The organism is Streptomyces griseorubiginosus (assembly GCF_017614965.1).
GTDB classification, from domain to species: domain Bacteria; phylum Actinomycetota; class Actinomycetes; order Streptomycetales; family Streptomycetaceae; genus Streptomyces; species Streptomyces griseorubiginosus_B.
Window position 1 is genome coordinate 12,590 of the sequence record NZ_WVUG01000069.1, and the last position, 20,193, is coordinate 32,782.

Sequence of the window (20,193 nt, forward strand, 5' to 3'; positions counted from 1 at the left end):
TGCCGGTCGGCACGCAGATTTCGAACTTGGGGAGATCCCGCCGTGACCGTCGAGACTGAGCCCCTCTCCGAAAACACCGCCGATGTGATCGTCGTCGGCGCGGGGCCGGCCGGCTCCACCACCGCGTACCACCTCGCCAGGGCCGGACTCGATGTGCTCCTGCTGGAGAAGACCGAGTTCCCGCGCGAGAAGGTCTGCGGCGACGGCCTCACCCCGCGCGCGGTCAAGCAGCTCGTCGCCATGGGCATCGACGTCTCCGAGGAGGCCGGCTGGCTGCGCAACAAGGGCCTGCGCATCATCGGCGGCGGCGTCCGCCTCCAGCTCGACTGGCCGGATCTGGCCTCCTTCCCGGACTACGGCTTGGTCCGCAAGCGCGACGACTTCGACGAGCAGCTCGCCCGCCAGGCGCAGAAGGCCGGCGCACGGCTCTTCGAGCGCTGCAACGTCGGCGCCCCGATCACCGACGAACGAACCGGCCGTATCACCGGCGTCCACGCCAAGTTGGGTGAGGACAAGCGCGAGGTCACCTTCCACGCGCCGCTCGTGGTGGCCGCCGACGGCAACTCGACCCGGCTGTCCCTGGCGATGGGCCTGCACCGCCGCGAGGACCGCCCGATGGGCGTCGCCGTCCGGACGTACTTCACCAGCCCGCGCCACGACGACGACTACCTGGAGTCCTGGCTGGAGCTGTGGGACCGCCGCGGCGCCCAGGACCGTCTCCTGCCCGGCTACGGCTGGATCTTCGGCATGGGCGACGGCACCTCGAACGTCGGCCTCGGCGTCCTCAACACCTCCGACGCCTTCAAGGAGCTCGACTGGCGCGAAGTCCTCAAGGCCTGGTGCGCCTCCATGCCGGAGGACTGGGGCTACACCCCGGACAACATGACCGGCCCGATCCGTGGCGCCGCCCTGCCGATGGCCTTCAACCGCCAGCCCCACTACACGCGCGGGCTGCTGCTCGTCGGCGACGCCGGCGGCCTGGTGAACCCCTTCAACGGCGAGGGCATCGCCTACGCCATGGAGTCCGGCCAGATCGCCGCCGACGTCATCGTCCAGGCCCACGCCCGCGCGACCCCCGCGGGGCGTGAGATGGCGCTCCAGCGGTACCCGCGGGTGTTGAAGGACACCTACGGGGGCTACTACACGCTGGGCCGCGCCTTCGTGAAGTTGATCGGCAACCCGAAGGTCATGAAGATCGCGGCCCAGCGCGGCCTGACCCACCCGGTGCTGATGAAGTTCACCCTGAAGATGCTCGCCAACCTCACCGACCCGACGGGCGGCGACGCGATGGACCGCATCATCAACGGGCTGAGCAAGGTGGCCCCGAAGGCGTAGTCCGCGTCACCGCGGTCGCGGGCGCGCACGGAAGCGCCAAACGGAAACACCGGGCATCTGGACCGCGTCAGGATCCGGGCCGGGGCCTCAACGCCCCTTGGCCCGGGCCTGGGTGACGGCCCGGACTTAATGGCGGCGCCGGCGGGCACGACGCCGTACGCATGCCTCGCGGCAACGGCGTGGGTGGCCGCACGGTCGTCCGCCGCCGCTCCCACCGGCAGTGCCGCCCCATCGGCGGGCACCGTCAACAGCTCGGAGTGGGACAAGCCGGTCATGCCGCACGGCAAGGCGGCAAAGGGGTGCGCAAAGGAGGAGAACGTCGCCGAGTCGGGGCCCAACTCAAGGGCAGCTCGACGACTCCAGGGCCAAGAACGGTGTGACGGAGGGCCGCTGCCCCCGAGCGGCTGCGGCCCTCCATGTCGGGACGGGAGTCAGAGCACCCGCACCGCGCCGGTCGGCGGGTCGTAGGACAGCGGCTTCTCCACCACACCGGTCGACGGGTTCTGCGCGCCGACGAACATGCCGTCGCCGACGTACACCGCCACGTGGTAGGCGCTGCCCGCGCTGCCCCAGTACAGGATGTCGCCCGGCTGCAGGTTGCTCAGCGAGACCTGGGTGCCGGCCGTGGACTGGTCCTGCGAGACGCGCGGCAGGCTGATGCCGACCTGCTTGAAGGCGGTCTGCACGAGGCCGGAGCAGTCCCAGGAGTTGGGACCGGTGCCGCCGGAGACGTACGCGTCGCCGATCTGTGCCTTCACGAAGGCGATGACCGCGGCGGCCGAACCGGTGGCCGTCGAGGAGCTCGTGGAGGCGGTGCTGGTCGTCGTGGCGGCCAGCGTGGTCCGCTCGGCACTGCGGGACGCGGCCTGCTCGGCGGCGGCCTTGCGGGCGGCCTCGGCCTTCTTCTTGGCCTCCGCCTTCTTCTTGGCCTCGGCGAGGTCCGCCTTGGCCTGCTTTGCGGCCTTCGCGGCGGCCGCGTCACGCTCCGCCTGCAGCTGGTAGTTCGCGGCCGCCTGCTGCGTGGCGTCCGCGGACTGGGCGACCTGAGCGGCCAGGTCGGCCGTCAGGGTGGGCAGTTGCAGGGTCTGCGTCGTCTCGGCGGCGCTCGCCGAGGCCGACGCACCCGCCGCCGCCATGCTGAGGACACCACCGGCAACTCCGGCACGCACCGCGAGACTCGTCGTCGCGTTGCGGCGGGGTTTCCGGTGGCTGCGTATGTGAGCGGTGTGGGACATGAGAACAACCGGTATCAGGGGCTCCTCCATACCTTCAAGAAACGTGTGGTGCGCCACAGTTGCTCAATGGGCGGCCCAAATTCCCCGCGCGGAGTTCTTTATTGACGCCGTAACGGACATTGCGGACGCCACCCGTCGGGCCCGTGATCACGGTGTTTCGTCTATACGCCCGAATTGCCCCGCGCCTACCATCGGTTGGGACCGTTGGCCAAGCCCGCTTCTCAGGGGGCTCTTGTGGATGTGGCGGAGGTCACGCAACGGTTACGAGATCGCCCGCGTCCTGCGCGAAGATCACGACCTGGTTGCGGCCGGATCGCGACCGGGACTCGCTCGTGAACGCGTGCACGCGTCCACACCGCACCCCGTACCTCCCCCTGATGTGTGAACACGGCCCTCTATCAAGACATCCGGTCCAGCACCAATTTGCATGCAAGGGAAGTCTCTTGATATTGAGACGCCCCCCGCGAACTGCGTCGACGAGCAGAAATGTCACCTCTGGTGATCAGTCGGACGCCTCTCGTACGAAGATCACCACTCTTCCGACTCCATGATCCTTCGTCAGGTGGTGGAGATCACAAAGCTTGTGCAATACCCCGTGTCGCAGATCACAGAGCGTCGGGCATAAGATGCGAGGCAGTTGGGCTTGTGACCTGCTTCACATGTTCTCGATCTTCGCCGGGACGAGCGGGGTGAGAGAGACGTATGAGGCCGGTGTGAGTCCGATGCCATCGCCAGCAGTCAGTGCCGACTGAGAGGAGCGAGGAGCGGTGAACGCCTATGCGCCCATCCTCGTACTGGGAGCCCTCGGGGCAGGCTTTGCGATCTTCTCCGTGGTCATGGCCACGCTGATCGGTCCGAAGCGGTACAACCGGGCCAAGCTCGAGGCCTACGAGTGCGGAATCGAGCCGACCCCCACGCCGGCCGGCGGCGGGCGCTTCCCCATCAAGTACTACCTGACGGCGATGCTCTTCATCGTCTTCGACATCGAGATCGTCTTCCTCTACCCCTGGGCCGTCACCTTCGACGCCCTGGGGATCTTCGGGCTCGTGGAGATGCTGCTCTTCGTGCTCACCGTCTTCGTCGCGTACGCGTACGTATGGCGGCGCGGCGGCCTGGAATGGGACTGAGGGGCCTTTAACGACATGGGACTCGAAGAAAAGCTGCCGAGCGGCTTCCTGCTGACCACCGTCGAGCAGGCCGCGGGCTGGGTGCGCAAGGCGTCCGTCTTCCCGGCCACCTTCGGCCTGGCCTGCTGCGCCATCGAGATGATGACCACCGGCGCCGGCCGCTACGACCTGGCGCGCTTCGGCATGGAGGTCTTCCGCGGTTCGCCCCGCCAGGCGGACCTGATGATCGTCGCGGGCCGGGTCAGCCAGAAGATGGCGCCGGTGCTGCGGCAGGTCTACGACCAGATGCCGAATCCCAAGTGGGTGATCTCCATGGGGGTCTGCGCCTCCTCGGGCGGCATGTTCAACAACTACGCGATCGTCCAGGGCGTCGACCACATCGTCCCGGTCGACATCTATCTCCCCGGCTGCCCGCCGCGGCCCGAGATGCTGATGGACGCCATCCTCAAGCTGCACCACAAGATCCAGAACTCCAAGCTCGGCGTGAACGCCGAGGAAGCGGCCCGCGAGGCGGAGGAAGCGGCGCTCAAGGCCCTGCCCACGATCGAGATGAAGGGGCTGCTGCGGTGAGCGACGCGAACGGCACCGGCGCGAACGGTTCCGCGAACGGGGTGAACCCCGAGAAGGACCTCGGCGCCTCCAACCTCCCCGGCCAGCGCGGCGAGGGCGGCGAGGAGATCCGCGTCCAGCGCGGCATGTTCGGCGCCAACAACGGCGGCGACACCTCCGGCTACGGCGGCCTGGTCCGCTCGGTCCGTCTCCCGGGACCGGCGGCCCGCCCCTACGGCGGCTGGTTCGACGAGGTCGCCGACGAACTGGAGGGCGCCCTGGAGGAACAGGGACTGCTCCCCGACAACGCCATCGAGAAGACGGTCGTCGACCGCGGCGAACTCACCTTCCACATCGAGCGCGAGCACCTGCTGCGCGTCGCCCGCACCCTGCGCGACGACCCGGCCCTGCGCTTCGAGCTGTGCACAGGCGTCAGCGGCGTCCACTACCTCCACGACAAGGGACGCGAGCTGCACGCCGTCTACCACCTGCGCTCGATCACCCACAACCGGCTGATCCGCCTCGAGGTGAGCGCCCCGGACGCCGACCCGCACATCCCGTCCCTGGTCTCCGTGTACCCGACCAACGACTGGCACGAGCGAGAGACCTACGACTTCTTCGGGATCGTCTTCGACGGTCACCCGGCCCTGACCCGGATCATGATGCCGGACGACTGGCAGGGCCATCCGCAGCGCAAGGACTACCCCCTCGGCGGCATCCCCGTCGAGTACAAGGGCGCCCAGATCCCGGCTCCGGACCAGCGGAGGTCGTACTCGTGAGCACTTCCCACGCTTCCCCCCGCGAGACCACCGAGGGCACCGTCTACACGGTCACCGGTGGCGACTGGGACGAGGTCGTGCAGTCCGCGGCCCGCGCCGACGACGAGCGCATCGTCGTCAACATGGGCCCCCAGCACCCCTCCACCCACGGGGTGCTGCGCCTGATCCTGGAGATCGAGGGCGAGACGGTCACCGAGGCCCGCTGCGGCATCGGCTACCTCCACACCGGCATCGAGAAGAACCTCGAGTTCCGCACGTGGACGCAGGGCACCACGTTCGTGACGCGCATGGACTACCTGACGTCCTTCTTCAACGAGACCGCCTACTGTCTCGCCGTCGAGAAGCTCCTCGGCATCGAGGAGCAGATCACCGAGCGCGCCAAGATCATCCGGGTGCTCCTGATGGAGCTGAACCGGCTCTCCTCGCACCTGGTGTGCATCGCCACCGGCGGTATGGAGCTCGGCGCCACCACGATCATGATCTACGGATTCCGTGATCGTGAAATGATTCTCGACATCTACGAGCTCATCACGGGCCTGCGCATGAACCACGCGTACATCCGGCCCGGCGGACTCGCCCAGGACCTGCCGCCCGGCGCGGTGGACCACATCCGCGAGTTCGTGAAGAAGATGAGGAAGAACCTCCCGGAGTACGACAAGCTCGCCACCGGGAACCCCATCTTCAAGGCCCGTATGCAGGACGTCGGCTACCTCGACCTGGCCGGCTGCATGGCCCTCGGCGCGACGGGACCGATCCTGCGCTCCACCGGCCTGCCGCACGACCTGCGCAAGGCACAGCCGTACTGCGGCTACGAGACCTACGACTTCGAGATCCCGACCGCCGACACCTGTGACTCCTACGGGCGCTTCCTGATCCGCCTGGAGGAGATGCGCCAGTCGCTGGGGATCATCGAGCAGTGCCTGGACCGGCTGCAGCCCGGCCCGGTCATGGTCGCCGACAAGAAGATCGCCTGGCCCGCCCAGCTCGCCCTGGGACCGGACGGGCTCGGCAACTCCCTCGACCACATCAAGAAGATCATGGGCACCTCCATGGAGGCCCTGATCCACCACTTCAAGCTGGTCACCGAGGGCTTCCGCGTCCCGCCGGGACAGGCGTACGCGGCCGTCGAGTCACCCAAGGGCGAACTCGGGGTGCACGCCGTTTCCGACGGCGGCACCCGCCCCTTCCGGGTCCACTTCCGCGACCCGTCCTTCACCAACCTGCAGGCCATGGCGGCGATGTGCGAGGGCGGCCAGGTCGCCGACGTCATCGTCGCCGTCGCGTCCATCGACCCCGTGATGGGAGGCGTCGACCGGTGACCACCAGTTCTTCCGAGCGGGGCGTCAGCCTGGGCATGCCCGAACTGCCCGCGCCCGCCTACCCGGACGACGTCCGAGCCCGGCTGGAGACGGACGCGCGCGAGATCATCGCCCGCTACCCGGACTCCCGCTCGGCCCTGCTGCCGTTGCTGCACCTCGTGCAGTCGGAGGAGGGCCATGTCACGCGCACCGGGATGCAGTTCTGCGCGGACGTGCTGGACCTGACCACGGCCGAGGTCACCGCCGTCGCGACCTTCTACACGATGTACCGGCGCAAGCCGAGCGGTGACTACCAGGTGGGCGTCTGCACCAACACCCTGTGTGCGGTGATGGGCGGCGACGCCATCTTCGAGGAGCTCCAGGAGCACCTCGGCGTCGGCAACGGCGAGACCACCGAGGACGGCAAGGTCACCCTGGAGCACATCGAGTGCAACGCGGCCTGCGACTTCGCGCCGGTGGTGATGGTCAACTGGGAGTTCTTCGACAACCAGTCCCCGGCCAGCGCCAAGCGCCTCGTCGACGACCTGCGCGCGGGGCGGGAGGTCGAGCCCACGCGCGGGGCGCGCCTGTGCACCTTCAAGGAGACCGCGCGGATCCTGGCCGGCTTCCCCGACGAGCGGCCAGGGGCCGTCGAGGCGAGCGGCAGTGCGGGACCGGCGTCGCTGGTGGGCCTCCGCCTGGCAAAGGGGGAGACCGCACCCGCGCGCGTGGTCCATCCGCGGGACGGCGGACCGCACGACGAGCAGGACAGGGCCGTGCACGAGCCCTCTCCGACCGAGCACCTCAGCTCGCACGACGCGCCACAGGACACGTCGGCCTCCGACCCAGCCCACCCGGCAGGGCCTGCCGCCGAGGAGGGGGAGTGATGACCTTGGCACCCGAACTCAAAGACACCAGCCCCGAGAAGCTGCTCGCACCCGTGCTGTCGGCCTTCTGGGACGAGGACAAGTCCTGGACGCTGGACGTCTACCGAAGGCACGAGGGCTACGAGGGGCTCCGCAAGGCGCTCGCCATGTCGCCGGACGACCTGATCGCGTACGTCAAGGACTCCGGTCTGCGCGGCCGCGGTGGCGCGGGATTCCCGACGGGCATGAAATGGCAGTTCATTCCCCAGGGTGATGGAAAGCCACACTATCTAGTTGTCAACGCCGACGAATCGGAGCCGGGGACCTGTAAGGACATCCCGCTCCTCTTCGCGAACCCGCACAGCCTCATCGAGGGCATTGTCATCGCGTGTTATGCCATCAGGTCGTCGCATGCCTTCATCTATCTGCGTGGTGAAGTCGTCCCCGTTCTGCGGCGGTTGCACGAGGCCGTGCGCGAGGCCTACGCGGCGGGCTACCTCGGCGAGAACATCCTGGGCAGCGGGCTGAACCTCGACCTCACCGTGCACGCCGGCGCCGGCGCGTACATCTGCGGTGAGGAGACCGCACTGCTCGACTCGCTCGAAGGCCGCCGTGGTCAACCGCGGCTCCGTCCCCCTTTCCCTGCGGTGGCGGGCCTCTATGCGTGCCCGACTGTTGTGAACAACGTCGAGTCGATCGCGTCGGTTCCCGCGATTCTGCATCGGGGCAAAGAATGGTTCCGGTCGATGGGCAGCGAGAAGTCCCCGGGCTTCACGCTCTACTCGCTCAGCGGCCATGTCGCGAGCCCCGGCCAGTACGAGGCCCCGCTCGGCATCACGCTCCGCCAGCTGCTCGAGATGAGCGGCGGGATGCGGCCGGGGCACCGGCTGAAGTTCTGGACGCCGGGCGGTTCCTCGACGCCGATGTTCACCGACGAGCACCTCGACGTGCCCCTCGACTACGAGGGCGTGGGCGCCGCCGGCTCGATGCTCGGCACCAAGGCCCTGCAGTGCTTCGACGAGACGACCTGCGTCGTCCGCGCCGTCACCCGCTGGACCGAGTTCTACGCCCACGAGTCCTGCGGCAAGTGCACACCGTGCCGTGAAGGCACCTACTGGCTCGTGCAGTTGCTGCGCGACATCGAGGCCGGCAAGGGCACCATGTCCGACCTCGACAAGCTGAACGACATCGCCGACAACATCAACGGCAAGTCCTTCTGCGCCCTCGGCGACGGCGCCGCCTCGCCGATCTTCTCCTCGCTCAAGTACTTCCGCGAGGAGTACGAGCAGCACATCACCGGCCGGGGCTGCCCCTTCGACCCGGCGAAGTCGACGGCCTGGGCCGACCGCCCGGAGGTGAACGCATGACCGTGACCACCAACGCTCCCGCGGGAGGGGGAGAGGCGGCGGTCCCGCCGGAAGATCTCGTGACGCTGACCATCGACGGCGCCGAGATCAGCGTGCCCAAGGGCACCCTGGTCATCCGGGCCGCCGAACAACTCGGCATCGAGATCCCCCGCTTCTGCGACCACCCCCTCCTCGACCCGGCCGGCGCCTGCCGCCAGTGCATCGTCGAGGTCGAGGGCCAGCGCAAGCCGATGGCGTCCTGCACCATCACCTGCACCGACGGCATGGTGGTGAAGACCCACCTCACCTCGCCGGTCGCCGAGAAGGCCCAGCACGGGGTGATGGAACTCCTTCTCATCAACCACCCGCTGGACTGCCCGGTCTGCGACAAAGGCGGCGAGTGCCCGCTGCAGAACCAGGCCATGTCGCACGGCCAGGCCGAGTCCCGCTTCGAGGGCAGGAAGCGGACGTACGAGAAGCCCGTCCCGATCTCCACACAGGTGCTGCTCGACCGCGAGCGGTGCGTGCTGTGCGCCCGCTGCACCCGCTTCTCCAACCAGGTCGCGGGCGACCCGATGATCGAGCTGCTGGAACGCGGCGCGCTGCAGCAGGTCGGCACCGGAGAGGGCGACCCCTTCGAGTCCTACTTCTCCGGCAACACGATCCAGATCTGCCCGGTGGGCGCGCTGACCTCGGCGGCGTACCGATTCCGCTCCCGCCCCTTCGACCTGGTCTCCTCGCCGAGTGTGTGCGAGCACTGCTCCGGCGGCTGCGCGACCCGCACCGACCACCGGCGCGGCAAGGTCATGCGGCGGCTCGCGGCCAACGACCCCGAGGTCAACGAGGAGTGGATCTGCGACAAGGGCCGTTTCGCGTTCCGGTACGCGCAGCAGCGCGACCGGCTCCAGACGCCGCTGGTGCGCAACGCCGAGGGCGACCTCGAACCGGCCTCCTGGCCGGAGGCGCTGCAGATCGCGGCCCAGGGTCTGCTCGCCTCGCGCGGCCGCACCGGCGTCCTCACCGGCGGCCGCCTCACCGTCGAGGACGCCTACGCGTACAGCAAGTTCGCGCGCGTGGCGCTCGACACGAACGACATCGACTTCCGCGCGCGCGTGCACAGCAGCGAGGAAGCCGACTTCCTGGCGTCCCGGATCGCCGGGCACGGCCGTGACCTGGACGGTACGGGTGTCACGTACACCTCCCTGGAGAAGGCGCCGGCCGTCCTGCTGGTGGGGTTCGAGGCCGAGGAGGAGGCGCCCGGCGTCTTCCTGAGGCTGCGCAAGGCCTGGCGCAAGCACGGGCAGAAGGTGTTCTCGCTGGCCACGCACACCACGCGCGGCCTGGAGAAGGCGGGCGGCACCCTGCTTCCCGCGGCCCCCGGCACCGAGACCGAATGGCTGGACGCGCTCGCGAGCGGGGTCGGCCTGGACGGCGACGGTGCGACTGCCGCCGAGGCGCTGCGCGTCGAGGGCGCGGTCATCGTCGTCGGCGAGCGGCTGGCCGCCGTCGCGGGCGGCCTCACCGCCGCCGTACGGGCCGCTTCCGCCACCGGCGCCCAGCTGGTGTGGATCCCGCGGCGCGCCGGAGAGCGCGGCGCCGTCGAGGCGGGCGCCCTGCCGTCGCTGCTGCCCGGCGGACGCCCGGCGACCGACCCACGCGCGCGTGAGGAGGTCGCCGCGGCCTGGGGGCTCGCCGAACTCCCGCACCGCTACGGCCGCGACACCAGCCAGATCGTCGAGGCCGCGGTCAACGGCGAGCTGCAGGCCCTGCTGGTCGCGGGCGTCGAGATCGCCGACCTGCCCGACCCGGCACGCGCACGTGAAGCACTTCACGAGGCCGGGTTCGTGGTGTCGCTGGAGCTGCGGCCCAGCGAGGTCAGCGAGCACGCCAGCGTCGTCCTGCCGGTCGCCGCGGTCGCCGAGAAGCCGGGCACCTTCCTCAACTGGGAAGGCCGCGTGCGCTTCTTCGAGGCCGCGCTCAAGCCCGACCAGATGACCCGGCGTCTCGCGCCGACCGACGCGCGCGTGCTGCAGATGCTGGCCGACGCCATGGACGTCCACCTGGGCCTGCCGGATCTGCGCACCATCCGCGCGGAGATCGACCGGCTCGGCTCCTGGGACGGCCCGCGGGCCGGCGGATCCCTGGAGAGCGCGGGCGTGCTGCCGCGGCCGGCGGCCGGAGAGGCCGTCCTCGCCGGGCACCGTCTCCTGCTCGACCTCGGCGTCCTCCAGCAGGGCGACGAGGCGCTCGCCGGAACCCGGCACGCCGCCCACGCGCGCGTGTCGGCCGCGACGGCCGCCGAGGCGGGCGTCAAGGACGGCGACGTCCTCGCCGTGACGGGTCCCGCCGGAACGACCGAACTGCCCCTGCGGATCACGGAGATGCCCGACCGGGTGGTCTGGCTTCCGCTGAACTCCGTCGGCAGCGGCGTCGCCTCCGACACCGGGGCGCTGCCCGGCGCCCTCGTCCGCATCGGCCCGGCGACGTCCGTCGGCGAGGCCCCGAAGGAGGTGGAGGCATGAGCCCGTACCTCGCCGCTGAAGACCTCTCGATGTTCGGCCGCGACCCCTGGTGGCTGGTCGTCATCAAGGCCGTCTTCTGCTTCGCCTTCCTGATGGTGACCGTGCTGTTCTCCATCGTGTGGGAGCGCAAGGTCGTCGCCTGGATGCAGCTGCGCATCGGCCCCAACCGGCACGGCCCCTGGGGCATGCTCCAGTCGCTCGCCGACGGCATCAAGCTGATGCTCAAGGAAGACGTCATCGTCAAACGCGCGGACAAGGTGGTCTACGTCCTCGCACCGATCGTCGCGGCCATCCCGGCCTTCATGGCGATCGCGGTGATCCCCTTCGGCCCGGCCGGCAACGAGATCTCGATCTTCGGCCACCGCACCACGATGCAGCTCACCGACCTGCCGATCGCGATGCTCTACATCCTCGCGGTCGCCTCGGTCGGCATCTACGGCATCGTGCTCGCGGGCTGGAGTTCCGGATCCACCTACCCGCTGCTCGGCGGCCTGCGCTCCTGCGCGCAGATGATCTCCTACGAGATCGCCATGGGTGCCGCCTTCGCCTCGGTGTTCCTCTACTCGGGCTCGATGTCGACCTCGACGATCGTCGCGCAGCAGCACGACCGCTGGTACATCCTGCTGCTGCCGGTCTCGTTCATCCTCTACATCGTCACCATGGTCGGCGAGACCAACCGCGCCCCCTTCGACATGCCGGAGTCCGAGGGCGACCTGGTCGGCGGCTTCAACACCGAGTACTCGTCCATCAAGTTCGCGATGTTCATGCTCGCCGAGTACGTCAACATGGTGACCGTCTCGGCCGTGTCGACCACGCTCTTCCTCGGCGGCTGGCGCGCCCCCTGGCCGATCAGCACCTTCTGGGAGGGCGCCAACCACGGCTGGTGGCCGCTGCTCTGGTTCGTGATCAAGGTGCAGCTGCTGCTGTTCTTCTTCATCTGGCTGCGCGGCACGCTCCCACGGGTGCGCTACGACCAGCTGATGAAGCTCGGCTGGAAGGTCCTCATCCCCGTCTCGGTCGTCTGGCTGATGCTGGTCGCGACCGTGCGGGCGCTGAGGAACGAGAACTACGGCTTCGCCGACATCACCCTCTACATCGGCGGCGGCGTCCTCGCCCTGCTGCTCCTGTCCTTCGTCGTCGACATCTTCCGCGAGAAGGCCAAGGAGAGCGAGCAGCCCGCCGCGCAACCCGCCGGATTCGACCCCATGGCGGGCGGATTCCCCGTACCGCCACTGCCCGGACAGGAGCTTCCGCCGGTTCCCCGGCGCAGCCCGCGCCGGGAGCGGGAGCTCATTGTCAGTGGTGGACCGGATACTGCCAGTGACGGATCTACGGATGGAAAGGAGGCGTCCGATGGCTGAGGAGCCGAAGGAGACCAAGCCCGGTTTCATGAACCCCGTCGCCGGCTTCGGCGTGACCTTCAAGGCCATGTTCAAGAAGCGGCTGACCGAGCAGTACCCGGAGCAGAAGAAGACCACCGCTCCGCGGTTCCACGGACGGCACCAGCTCAACCGCCATCCGGACGGCCTGGAGAAGTGCGTCGGCTGCGAGCTGTGCGCCTGGGCCTGCCCCGCCGACGCCATCTACGTGGAGGGCGCCGACAACACGGACGAGGAGCGCTACTCGCCCGGCGAGCGGTACGGGCGCGTGTACCAGATCAACTACGCCCGCTGCATCCTGTGCGGCCTGTGCATCGAGGCGTGCCCCACGCGCGCGCTCACGATGACCAACGAGTTCGAACTGGCCGACTCCAGCCGCGCCAACCTCATCTACACCAAGGAGCAGCTGCTCGCCGGCCTGGAAGAGGGCATGGTCGACTCCCCGCACGCGATCTACCCGGGGACCGACGAACAGGACTACTACCGGGGCCTGGTGACCGAGGCCGCGCCGGGCACGGTGCGGCAGGTGGCGCTCTCCAAGGGCGAGGTCCCGCAGGAGGCCGCCTCCACCTTCGGCGAGGAAGAGCCCGCGTCGGAGAGGGTGATCGGCCGATGAGCCCGCTGCAACTCGCCGCCTACTCCACCTCCACCGGAGAGGCCTTCCAGTTCTGGGTCCTCGGCACCGTCGCCGTGATCGGCGCCCTGTCCACCGTCTTCATGAAGAAGGCCGTGCACAGCGCGCTCTCCCTCGCCGGCACCATGATCGTCCTGGCGGTCTTCTACCTCGCCAACGGCGCCTACTTCCTGGGGATCGTGCAGATCGTCGTCTACACCGGCGCGATCATGATGCTGTTCCTGTTCGTGGTGATGCTCGTCGGCGTGACGGCCGCGGACTCGCTGAAGGAGACCATCAAGGGCCAGCGCTGGCTGGCCCTTCTGTGCGGCCTCGGCTTCGGCATCCTGCTGCTCGCCGGGATCGGCAACGCCTCCCTCAAGCAGTTCGACGGCCTGGCCGAGGCGAACGCGAACGGCAATGTGCAGGGCCTCGCCGCCCTGATCTTCACCAAGTACGTCTTCGCCTTCGAAATCACCGGCGCCCTGCTGATCACGGCCGCCGTCGGCGCCATGGTGCTCACCCACCGCGAGCGCACCGAGCGCGCCAAGACCCAGCGCGAGCTGTCCGAACAGCGCGTGCGCGAGGGCAAGTACGTGCCGCCGCTGCCGGCCCCCGGTGTGTACGCCCGGCACAACGCGGTCGACATCGCGGGCCTGCTCCCCGACGGCACCCCGTCGGAGCTCACGGTCAGCAAGACGCTGCGCGATCGCGGTCAGATCCGTGACGTGTCCGCCGAGGCGCTCAACGACCTGCGGGCGCTGGAGCAGCGCGCGCAGGAGCGCCTGGAGCGCACCGAGATCGAACCGGCCACCTTCAAGCGGGAGGAGGCGTCGAAGTGAACCCGGTCAACTACCTGTACCTCTCGGCCCTGTTGTTCACGATCGGTGCCACCGGCGTGCTGATCAGGCGCAACGCCATCGTGGTGTTCATGTGCATCGAGCTGATGCTGAACGCCTGCAACCTCGCGTTCGTCACCTTCTCCCGGATGCACGGCAACCTCGACGGCCAGGTCATCGCGTTCTTCACGATGGTCGTCGCCGCCGCGGAGGTCGTGGTCGGGCTCGCGATCATCGTGTCCCTGTTCCGTTCCCGCCACTCGGCCTCGGTCGACGACGCCAGCCTGATGAAGCTCTGAGGGGTCGCTGAATCGTGGAGAACCTGATTGCGCTGCTGGTGGCGGCGCCACTGCTCGGAGCGGCCGTACTGCTGTGCGGCGGCCGGCGGCTCGATGCCGTCGGCCACTGGATCGGCGTCCTGATGTCGACCCTCTCCTTCGTGTTCGCCGTGATCCTCTTCGCCGACCTGCTCGGCAAGAACGCCGAACACCGCACCCTGATCCAGCACCTGTGGACGTGGATCCCCGTCGAGAGCTTCCAGGCGGACGTCACCTTCCGCCTCGACCAGCTCTCGATGACATTCGTCCTGCTGATCACCGGCGTCGGCTCGCTGATCCACCTGTACTCGGTCGGGTACATGGAGCACGACGAGCGCCGCCGCCGCTTCTTCGGCTATCTGAACCTGTTCCTCGCGGCGATGCTGCTCCTGGTCCTCGCCGACAACTACCTGCTGCTGTACGTCGGCTGGGAGGGCGTCGGTCTCGCCTCGTACCTCCTGATCGGCTTCTGGCAGCACAAGCCCAGCGCGGCGACGGCGGCGAAGAAGGCCTTCCTGGTCAACCGCGTCGGCGACATGGGCCTGTCCATCGCGATCATGCTGATGTTCACGACGTTCGGCACCTTCGCCTTCGGACCGGTCTTCAGCCACGCGGGGGACGCCTCGGAGGGCAAGCTCACCGCCATCGCCCTGATGCTCCTGCTCGCCGCCTGCGGCAAGTCCGCCCAGGTGCCGCTGCAGTCCTGGCTCGGGGACGCGATGGAGGGCCCGACCCCGGTCTCGGCCCTCATCCACGCCGCGACGATGGTGACCGCGGGCGTCTACCTCATCGTCCGCTCGGCGGTGATCTTCAACGGCGCGCCGGACGCGCAGACGGCGGTGGTCGTGGTCGGAGCGGTCACGCTCCTGTTCGGTGCGATCGTCGGTTGCGCCAAGGACGACATCAAGAAGGCGCTGGCCGGTTCGACCATGTCGCAGATCGGCTACATGGTGCTGGCGGCGGGCCTCGGCCCCATCGGCTACGTCTTCGCGATCATGCACCTGGTGACGCACGGCTTCTTCAAGGCCGGGCTCTTCCTCGGCGCCGGTTCCGTCATGCACGGCATGAACGACGAGGTCGACATGCGCAAGTACGGCGGCCTCAGGAAGTACATGCCGATCACCTTCATCACCTTCGGCCTCGGCTACCTCGCGATCATCGGCTTCCCGTTCCTGTCCGGCTTCTTCTCCAAGGACAAGATCATCGAGGCCGCCTTCGCCAAGGGGGGCACCGAGGGCTGGATCCTGGGCACCTGCGCCCTGGTGGGCGCGGCCGTCACCGCCTTCTACATGACACGCGTGATGCTGATGACGTTCTTCGGAGAGGAGCGCTGGAAGAACCGGCCCACCCGCTCCCCGGAGGCGCCGAGCGCGGAGCCCGCCGCCGAGCACCGGGGCGAGCACGCCGAGCCGCACCCGCACGAGTCCCCGAAGGTCATGACGATCCCGATGATCGTGCTGGCCTTCGGCTCGGTCTTCGCCGGCGGGCTCTTCAGCATCAACAACAGTTTCCTGCACTGGCTGGAGCCCGTCACCGGCCACAGCGAGGGCGACTCCCCGGTCAGCGCCGGGGCCGTCACCGGCGCGACGATGGTCTGCCTGGTCATCGGCGTCGGCATCGCGTACGCCATGTACGGCCGCCGCCCGGTGCCGTCCGTCGCCCCGCGCGGGTCGCTGCTCACCCGGGCCGCCCGGCGCGACCTGCTGCAGGACGACTTCAACCACGTCGTCCTGGTCCGCGGCGGCGAGCACCTCACCCGCTCCCTGGTGTACGTCGACCACACCCTGGTCGACGGCGTCGTCAACGGCACGGCGGCCTCGGTCGGGGGCCTGTCCGGACGCATGCGCAGGCTGCAGAACGGCTTCGCGCGCTCCTACGCGGTCTCGATGTTCGGCGGCGCGGCGATCATCGTCGCCGCGACCCTGCTGATGAGGGCGGTCTGATACCGATGTCCTTTCCTCTGCTGACAGCGACGGCGGTGCTCCCGGCGATCGGCGCGATCGCCACAGCCGCCGTACCGGCCGCGCGGCGCACCGCCGCCAAGTGGCTGGCGCTGACCGTCTCGCTCGCCACCCTCGCCCTGGCCGTCACCGTCCTGGTCCGCTTCGACCCGGACGGCGGCCGCTACCAGCTCACCGAATCCCACGCCTGGATCAAGGACTTCGGAGTCCGCTACGAACTCGGCGTGGACGGCATCGCGGTGGCGCTGATCGCGCTGACCGCCCTGCTGATCCCGTTCATCATCCTCGCGGGCTGGCACGACGCCGACCCGCTGGAGACCGGAAGCCGTCGCTGGCGTCCCACACAGGGCTTCTTCGCCCTCATCCTGGGCGTCGAGGCGATGGTGATCATCTCCTTCGAGGCCACCGACGTCTTCCTCTTCTACATCTTCTTCGAAGCCATGCTCATCCCGATGTACTTCCTCATCGGCGGCTTCGGGGACCGTGCCCACGAGCACGGCGAGGAGGCGGCGTCCACGCAACGGTCGTACGCCGCCGTGAAGTTCCTCCTCTACAACCTGGTCGGCGGCCTCATCATGCTGGCCGCGGTGATCGGCCTGTACGTGGTCGCCGGGAACTTCAGCCTCCAGGAGATCGCCCAGGCCCGCGCGAACGGCTCGCTGCACATGGCGACCAGCACCGAACGCTGGCTGTTCCTCGGCTTCTTCTTCGCCTTCGCGGTGAAGGCGCCGCTGTGGCCGCTGCACACCTGGCTGCCCAACGCCATGCAGGAGTCCACCGCCCCGGTCGCCGTCCTCATCACGGCGGTCGTCGACAAGGTGGGCACCTTCGCGATGCTCCGCTTCTGCCTCCAGCTCTTCCCGGAGGCCAGCAAGTGGGCGACGCCCGTGATCCTGGTCCTGGCGCTCATCAGCATCGTCTACGGCGCACTGCTCGCGGTCGGCCAGCGGGACATCAAGCGCCTGGTGGCGTACGCGTCGATCTCGCACTTCGGCTTCATCATCATGGGCATCTTCGCGATGACCAGCCAGGGCCAGTCCGGCGCGACGCTCTACATGGTCAACCACGGGATCTCCACGGCCGCGTGGATGCTGCTGGCAGGGTTCCTGATCTCCCGGCGCGGCTCGCGGCTCATCGCCGACTACGGCGGCGTGCAGAAGGTCGCCCCGGTGCTCGCCGGCACGTTCCTGATCGGCACGCTGGCCACACTCTCCCTGCCGGGACTCGCGCCCTTCGTGAGCGAGTTCCTCGTCCTGGTCGGCACCTTCACGCGCTACCCGGCGATCGGCGTCATCGGCACCTTCGGCATCGTCCTCGCCGCGCTCTACGCCCTCGTCCTCTACCAGCGGACGATGACGGGCCCGGTGAAACCGGAGGTCTCCGCGATGCCCGACCTCAGAGCCCGTGAGCTGGTGGTCGTCGCTCCGCTGATCGTTCTGTTGATCTTCCTGGGCGTCTACCCGAAGCCGGTGACGGACATCGTCAACCCGGCCGTGAAGTCGACCCTGTCCGACGTACACAAGAAGGACCCCAAGCCCGAGGTGGAGGCGGTGGCCAAGTGAGCGCAGCAGCCGTCCACAGCCTGTGGACAACGGCGGCAACGGCGGCCGAACCGATCTCGAAGATCAACGCGCCGAAGATCGAGTACGGGCAGCTGTCGCCCACCCTGATCGTCGTGGGCGCGGCGATCGTCGGGGTACTGATCGAGGCGTTCGTGCCGCGCAGGTCGCGTTACCACGCCCAGGTGTTCGTCTCCGCCGTCGCGCTCGTCGCCGCCTTCGCGGCGGTCGTGGCGCTCGCGGCCGACGGATACGGCACCACCAAGGCGCACATCGCGGCGATGGGCGCGATCGCGGTCGACGGACCGTCCCTGTTCCTGCAGGGCACGATCCTGCTGGCCGGCCTGGTCGGCCTGTTCACCTTCGCCGAGCGGCGCCTGGATCCGGCGGCACACGGCAACCGGGTCGACTCCTTCGCCGCGCAGGCCGCGTCCGTGCCGGGCAGCGACAGCGAGAAGGCGGCCGTGAAGGCCGGGTTCACCACCACCGAGGTGTTCCCGCTGCTGCTGTTCGCGGTCTCCGGAATGCTGGTCTTCCCCTCGGCCAACGACCTGCTGACCCTCTTCGTGGCCCTGGAGGTCTTCTCCCTCCCGCTCTACCTGCTGTGCGCCCTGGCCCGCCGCAAGCGGCTCATGTCGCAGGAGGCCGCGGTCAAGTACTTCCTGCTCGGCGCCTTCGCCTCGGCGTTCACGCTGTTCGGCATCGCGCTGCTGTACGGGTACGCGGGCTCGGTGTCCTACGGCACGATCGCGCGGGTCGTCGACGGCACGGTCACCAACGTCGACCCGGCGCTGGCGGACACCATGGGCAACGACGCGCTGCTGCTGGTCGGCGGCGCGATGATCGTCATGGGGCTGCTGTTCAAGGTGGGCGCCGTCCCGTTCCACATGTGGACGCCGGACGTCTATCAGGGCGCCCCGACCCCGGTGACCGGGTTCATGGCGGCGGCGACGAAGGTGGCGGCCTTCGGCGCGCTGCTGCGCCTGCTGTACGTCGTCCTGCCCGGCCTGCGCTGGGACTGGCGGCCGGTCATGTGGGCCGTAGCGATCGTCACCATGCTGGGCGGCGCGATCGTCGCGATCACCCAGACGGACATCAAGCGGCTGCTGGCGTACTCCTCGATCGCGCACGCGGGATTCATCCTCGCGGGTGTCATCGCGACCTCGAAGGACGGCGTCTCGTCCGTCCTGTTCTACCTGGCCGCGTACTCCTTCGTGACCATCGGCGCCTTCGCCGTCGTCACCCTGGTGCGCGACGCGGGCGGCGAGGCCACCCACCTGTCCAAGTGGGCCGGACTCGGCCGCCGTTCACCGCTGGTGGCGGCCGTGTTCGCGGTGTTCCTGCTGGCCTTCGCCGGTATCCCGCTGACCTCCGGCTTCGCGGGGAAGTTCGCCGTGTTCAAGGCGGCGGCGGAGGGCGGCGCGGCGCTGCTGGTCGTGATCGGTGTGATCTCGTCCGCCATCGCTGCCTTCTTCTACATCCGCGTGATCGTGCTGATGTTCTTCAGCGAGCCCAGGCCCGAGGGCCCCACGGTCGCCGTGCCGTCCCCGCTGACGATGACCGCCATCGGGCTCGGTGTGGTGGTCACGCTGGTCCTCGGTATCGCACCGCAGTACTTCCTGGACCTGGCGAGCCAGGCGGGCGTGTTCGTGCGCTGACCCGCGAGGGGCACGCACAAGGCCCCGGTTCCCCCCATGCGGGGTGGCCGGGGCCTTCGCGCATGCCTGGTCAGGTGGTCGCGCACGTGACGTCGGGGTTGTACGCCGAGAAGAGCCCGTTGTCGTTGGGCTGGTAGATCCACGCGTGGAGGGTGTAGTAACCGGAGACCGGGTTCTTCTGGAAGGTCTGGCCGAACAGCGTCGGCGTGGCCTGCCCCGTGTCCTTGACGATCCACTCCACCGCGACCAGCTTGCGGTCGGCGCCGACCTCGTCCGTGTCCACGAAGTCGAAGTCGTCGGCGACCTTGTCCGCGTAGACCAGCGCCGCGGGTTTCGCCGGATCGAGTGAGCCGATGTTCGCCTTGTTGACGTAGTGGTAGCCCACGCCCCCCGCGGTGGTGGCGTAGCACCCGCCCAGCGGGACGAAGTCACCGTCCTTGGCGAGGCCCTCGTAGGCGTACTGGGCCGTCGCGTTGTACGTGTCGATGAGATCGGTCCAGACGGAGGGGTCGGTGTCGGCCTGGGCGGGCACGGCGGCCAGCGAGAAGGCAGCGGCCATCGCCACGGTGATGGCGGCCTTGAGGGGCCGAGGGGACATCGCGGTGCTCCTTGTGCTCGGGGATGGGCGGGCCACCCCCGTCCCGCCCGAGCAGCATGTCCCGGCCGCCGGGAGCGCGCCATGCGACCAGAGCCATTGGGCTGACGCCGGGCTCGCCGGGCACAGCCTGTGGATAACTCCGGCGCTGTCGGTCCGGGCCCCTATCGTGGGGCAGTGGTCGAGGGACGACGTACGGGGGACAGGACTATGGG

At 69.0% G+C, this 20,193-nt stretch carries 17 protein-coding genes; 15 read left to right on the forward strand and 2 right to left on the reverse strand.

Going from position 1 to position 20,193, the window contains the following annotated elements; genetic code table 11:
• Positions 1 to 42 precede the first annotated feature (42 nt).
• Positions 43 to 1,335 carry a geranylgeranyl reductase family protein gene (locus GRC12_RS15845; protein WP_208779885.1) on the forward strand — a complete coding sequence of 431 codons (1,293 nt, stop codon included), beginning with the start codon at positions 43 to 45 and terminating at the stop codon, positions 1,333 to 1,335.
• Between the two features lie 431 nt (positions 1,336 to 1,766).
• Here GRC12_RS15845 and GRC12_RS15850 read toward each other — a convergent pair whose 3' ends face one another.
• Positions 1,767 to 2,570, reverse strand: coding sequence for a C40 family peptidase (locus GRC12_RS15850; RefSeq protein ID WP_208779886.1), 804 nt, complete (start codon positions 2,568 to 2,570; stop codon positions 1,767 to 1,769).
• Between the two features lie 767 nt (positions 2,571 to 3,337).
• Here GRC12_RS15850 and GRC12_RS15855 point away from each other — a divergent pair.
• From GRC12_RS15855 to nuoN, 14 genes are read left to right on the forward strand one after another with little or no spacing between them, the layout of a single operon-like run.
• A complete protein-coding gene (locus GRC12_RS15855) occupies positions 3,338 to 3,697 on the forward strand; it encodes an NADH-quinone oxidoreductase subunit A (protein ID WP_003992243.1) in 360 nt (119 codons plus the stop codon).
• A 15-nt stretch (positions 3,698 to 3,712) separates the two neighbouring features.
• Complete coding sequence (locus GRC12_RS15860) at positions 3,713 to 4,267, forward strand: NuoB/complex I 20 kDa subunit family protein (protein WP_055635348.1); 555 nt, start codon at positions 3,713 to 3,715, stop codon at positions 4,265 to 4,267.
• Positions 4,264 to 5,025: an NADH-quinone oxidoreductase subunit C gene (locus tag GRC12_RS15865; RefSeq protein WP_133043377.1), complete on the forward strand. Its 762-nt coding sequence runs from the start codon at positions 4,264 to 4,266 to the stop codon at positions 5,023 to 5,025. Before GRC12_RS15860 ends, GRC12_RS15865 begins: the two co-directional genes overlap by 4 nt.
• On the forward strand, positions 5,022 to 6,344 hold the full coding sequence (locus GRC12_RS15870; RefSeq protein WP_208779887.1) for an NADH-quinone oxidoreductase subunit D: 1,323 nt from the start codon (positions 5,022 to 5,024) through the stop codon (positions 6,342 to 6,344). Before GRC12_RS15865 ends, GRC12_RS15870 begins: the two co-directional genes overlap by 4 nt.
• On the forward strand, positions 6,341 to 7,210 hold the full coding sequence (gene nuoE / locus GRC12_RS15875) for an NADH-quinone oxidoreductase subunit NuoE (protein ID WP_133043375.1): 870 nt from the start codon (positions 6,341 to 6,343) through the stop codon (positions 7,208 to 7,210). Before GRC12_RS15870 ends, nuoE begins: the two co-directional genes overlap by 4 nt.
• Entirely contained in the window at positions 7,210 to 8,556 is a 1,347-nt protein-coding gene (nuoF, locus tag GRC12_RS15880) for an NADH-quinone oxidoreductase subunit NuoF (RefSeq protein ID WP_244372915.1), read from the forward strand. Before nuoE ends, nuoF begins: the two co-directional genes overlap by 1 nt.
• Positions 8,553 to 11,057, forward strand: coding sequence for an NADH-quinone oxidoreductase subunit G (locus GRC12_RS15885; protein WP_208779889.1), 2,505 nt, complete (start codon positions 8,553 to 8,555; stop codon positions 11,055 to 11,057). The genes nuoF and GRC12_RS15885 overlap by 4 nt, the downstream gene beginning before the upstream one ends.
• On the forward strand, positions 11,054 to 12,418 hold the full coding sequence (gene nuoH / locus GRC12_RS15890; RefSeq protein WP_208779890.1) for an NADH-quinone oxidoreductase subunit NuoH: 1,365 nt from the start codon (positions 11,054 to 11,056) through the stop codon (positions 12,416 to 12,418). The genes GRC12_RS15885 and nuoH overlap by 4 nt, the downstream gene beginning before the upstream one ends.
• Positions 12,411 to 13,052 (forward strand): NADH-quinone oxidoreductase subunit NuoI, encoded by a 642-nt coding sequence (gene nuoI, locus GRC12_RS15895; protein ID WP_208779891.1) that lies wholly within the window; start codon positions 12,411 to 12,413, stop codon positions 13,050 to 13,052. The genes nuoH and nuoI overlap by 8 nt, the downstream gene beginning before the upstream one ends.
• Entirely contained in the window at positions 13,049 to 13,891 is an 843-nt protein-coding gene (locus GRC12_RS15900) for an NADH-quinone oxidoreductase subunit J (protein WP_208779892.1), read from the forward strand. The genes nuoI and GRC12_RS15900 overlap by 4 nt, the downstream gene beginning before the upstream one ends.
• Positions 13,888 to 14,187 (forward strand): NADH-quinone oxidoreductase subunit NuoK, encoded by a 300-nt coding sequence (gene nuoK / locus GRC12_RS15905; protein ID WP_016437642.1) that lies wholly within the window; start codon positions 13,888 to 13,890, stop codon positions 14,185 to 14,187. The genes GRC12_RS15900 and nuoK overlap by 4 nt, the downstream gene beginning before the upstream one ends.
• A 14-nt stretch (positions 14,188 to 14,201) precedes the next feature.
• Positions 14,202 to 16,148 (forward strand): NADH-quinone oxidoreductase subunit L, encoded by a 1,947-nt coding sequence (gene nuoL / locus GRC12_RS15910; protein ID WP_208779893.1) that lies wholly within the window; start codon positions 14,202 to 14,204, stop codon positions 16,146 to 16,148.
• A gap of 5 nt (positions 16,149 to 16,153) precedes the next feature.
• Complete coding sequence (locus GRC12_RS15915; RefSeq protein ID WP_208779894.1) at positions 16,154 to 17,728, forward strand: NADH-quinone oxidoreductase subunit M; 1,575 nt, start codon at positions 16,154 to 16,156, stop codon at positions 17,726 to 17,728.
• Entirely contained in the window at positions 17,725 to 19,383 is a 1,659-nt protein-coding gene (gene nuoN / locus GRC12_RS15920) for an NADH-quinone oxidoreductase subunit NuoN (protein ID WP_208779895.1), read from the forward strand. The genes GRC12_RS15915 and nuoN overlap by 4 nt, the downstream gene beginning before the upstream one ends.
• A gap of 70 nt (positions 19,384 to 19,453) precedes the next feature.
• On the opposite strand, the gene GRC12_RS15925 is transcribed toward nuoN, so the two are convergent.
• Complete coding sequence (locus GRC12_RS15925; RefSeq protein WP_208779896.1) at positions 19,454 to 19,981, reverse strand: hypothetical protein; 528 nt, start codon at positions 19,979 to 19,981, stop codon at positions 19,454 to 19,456.
• Positions 19,982 to 20,193: the final 212 nt, after the last annotated feature.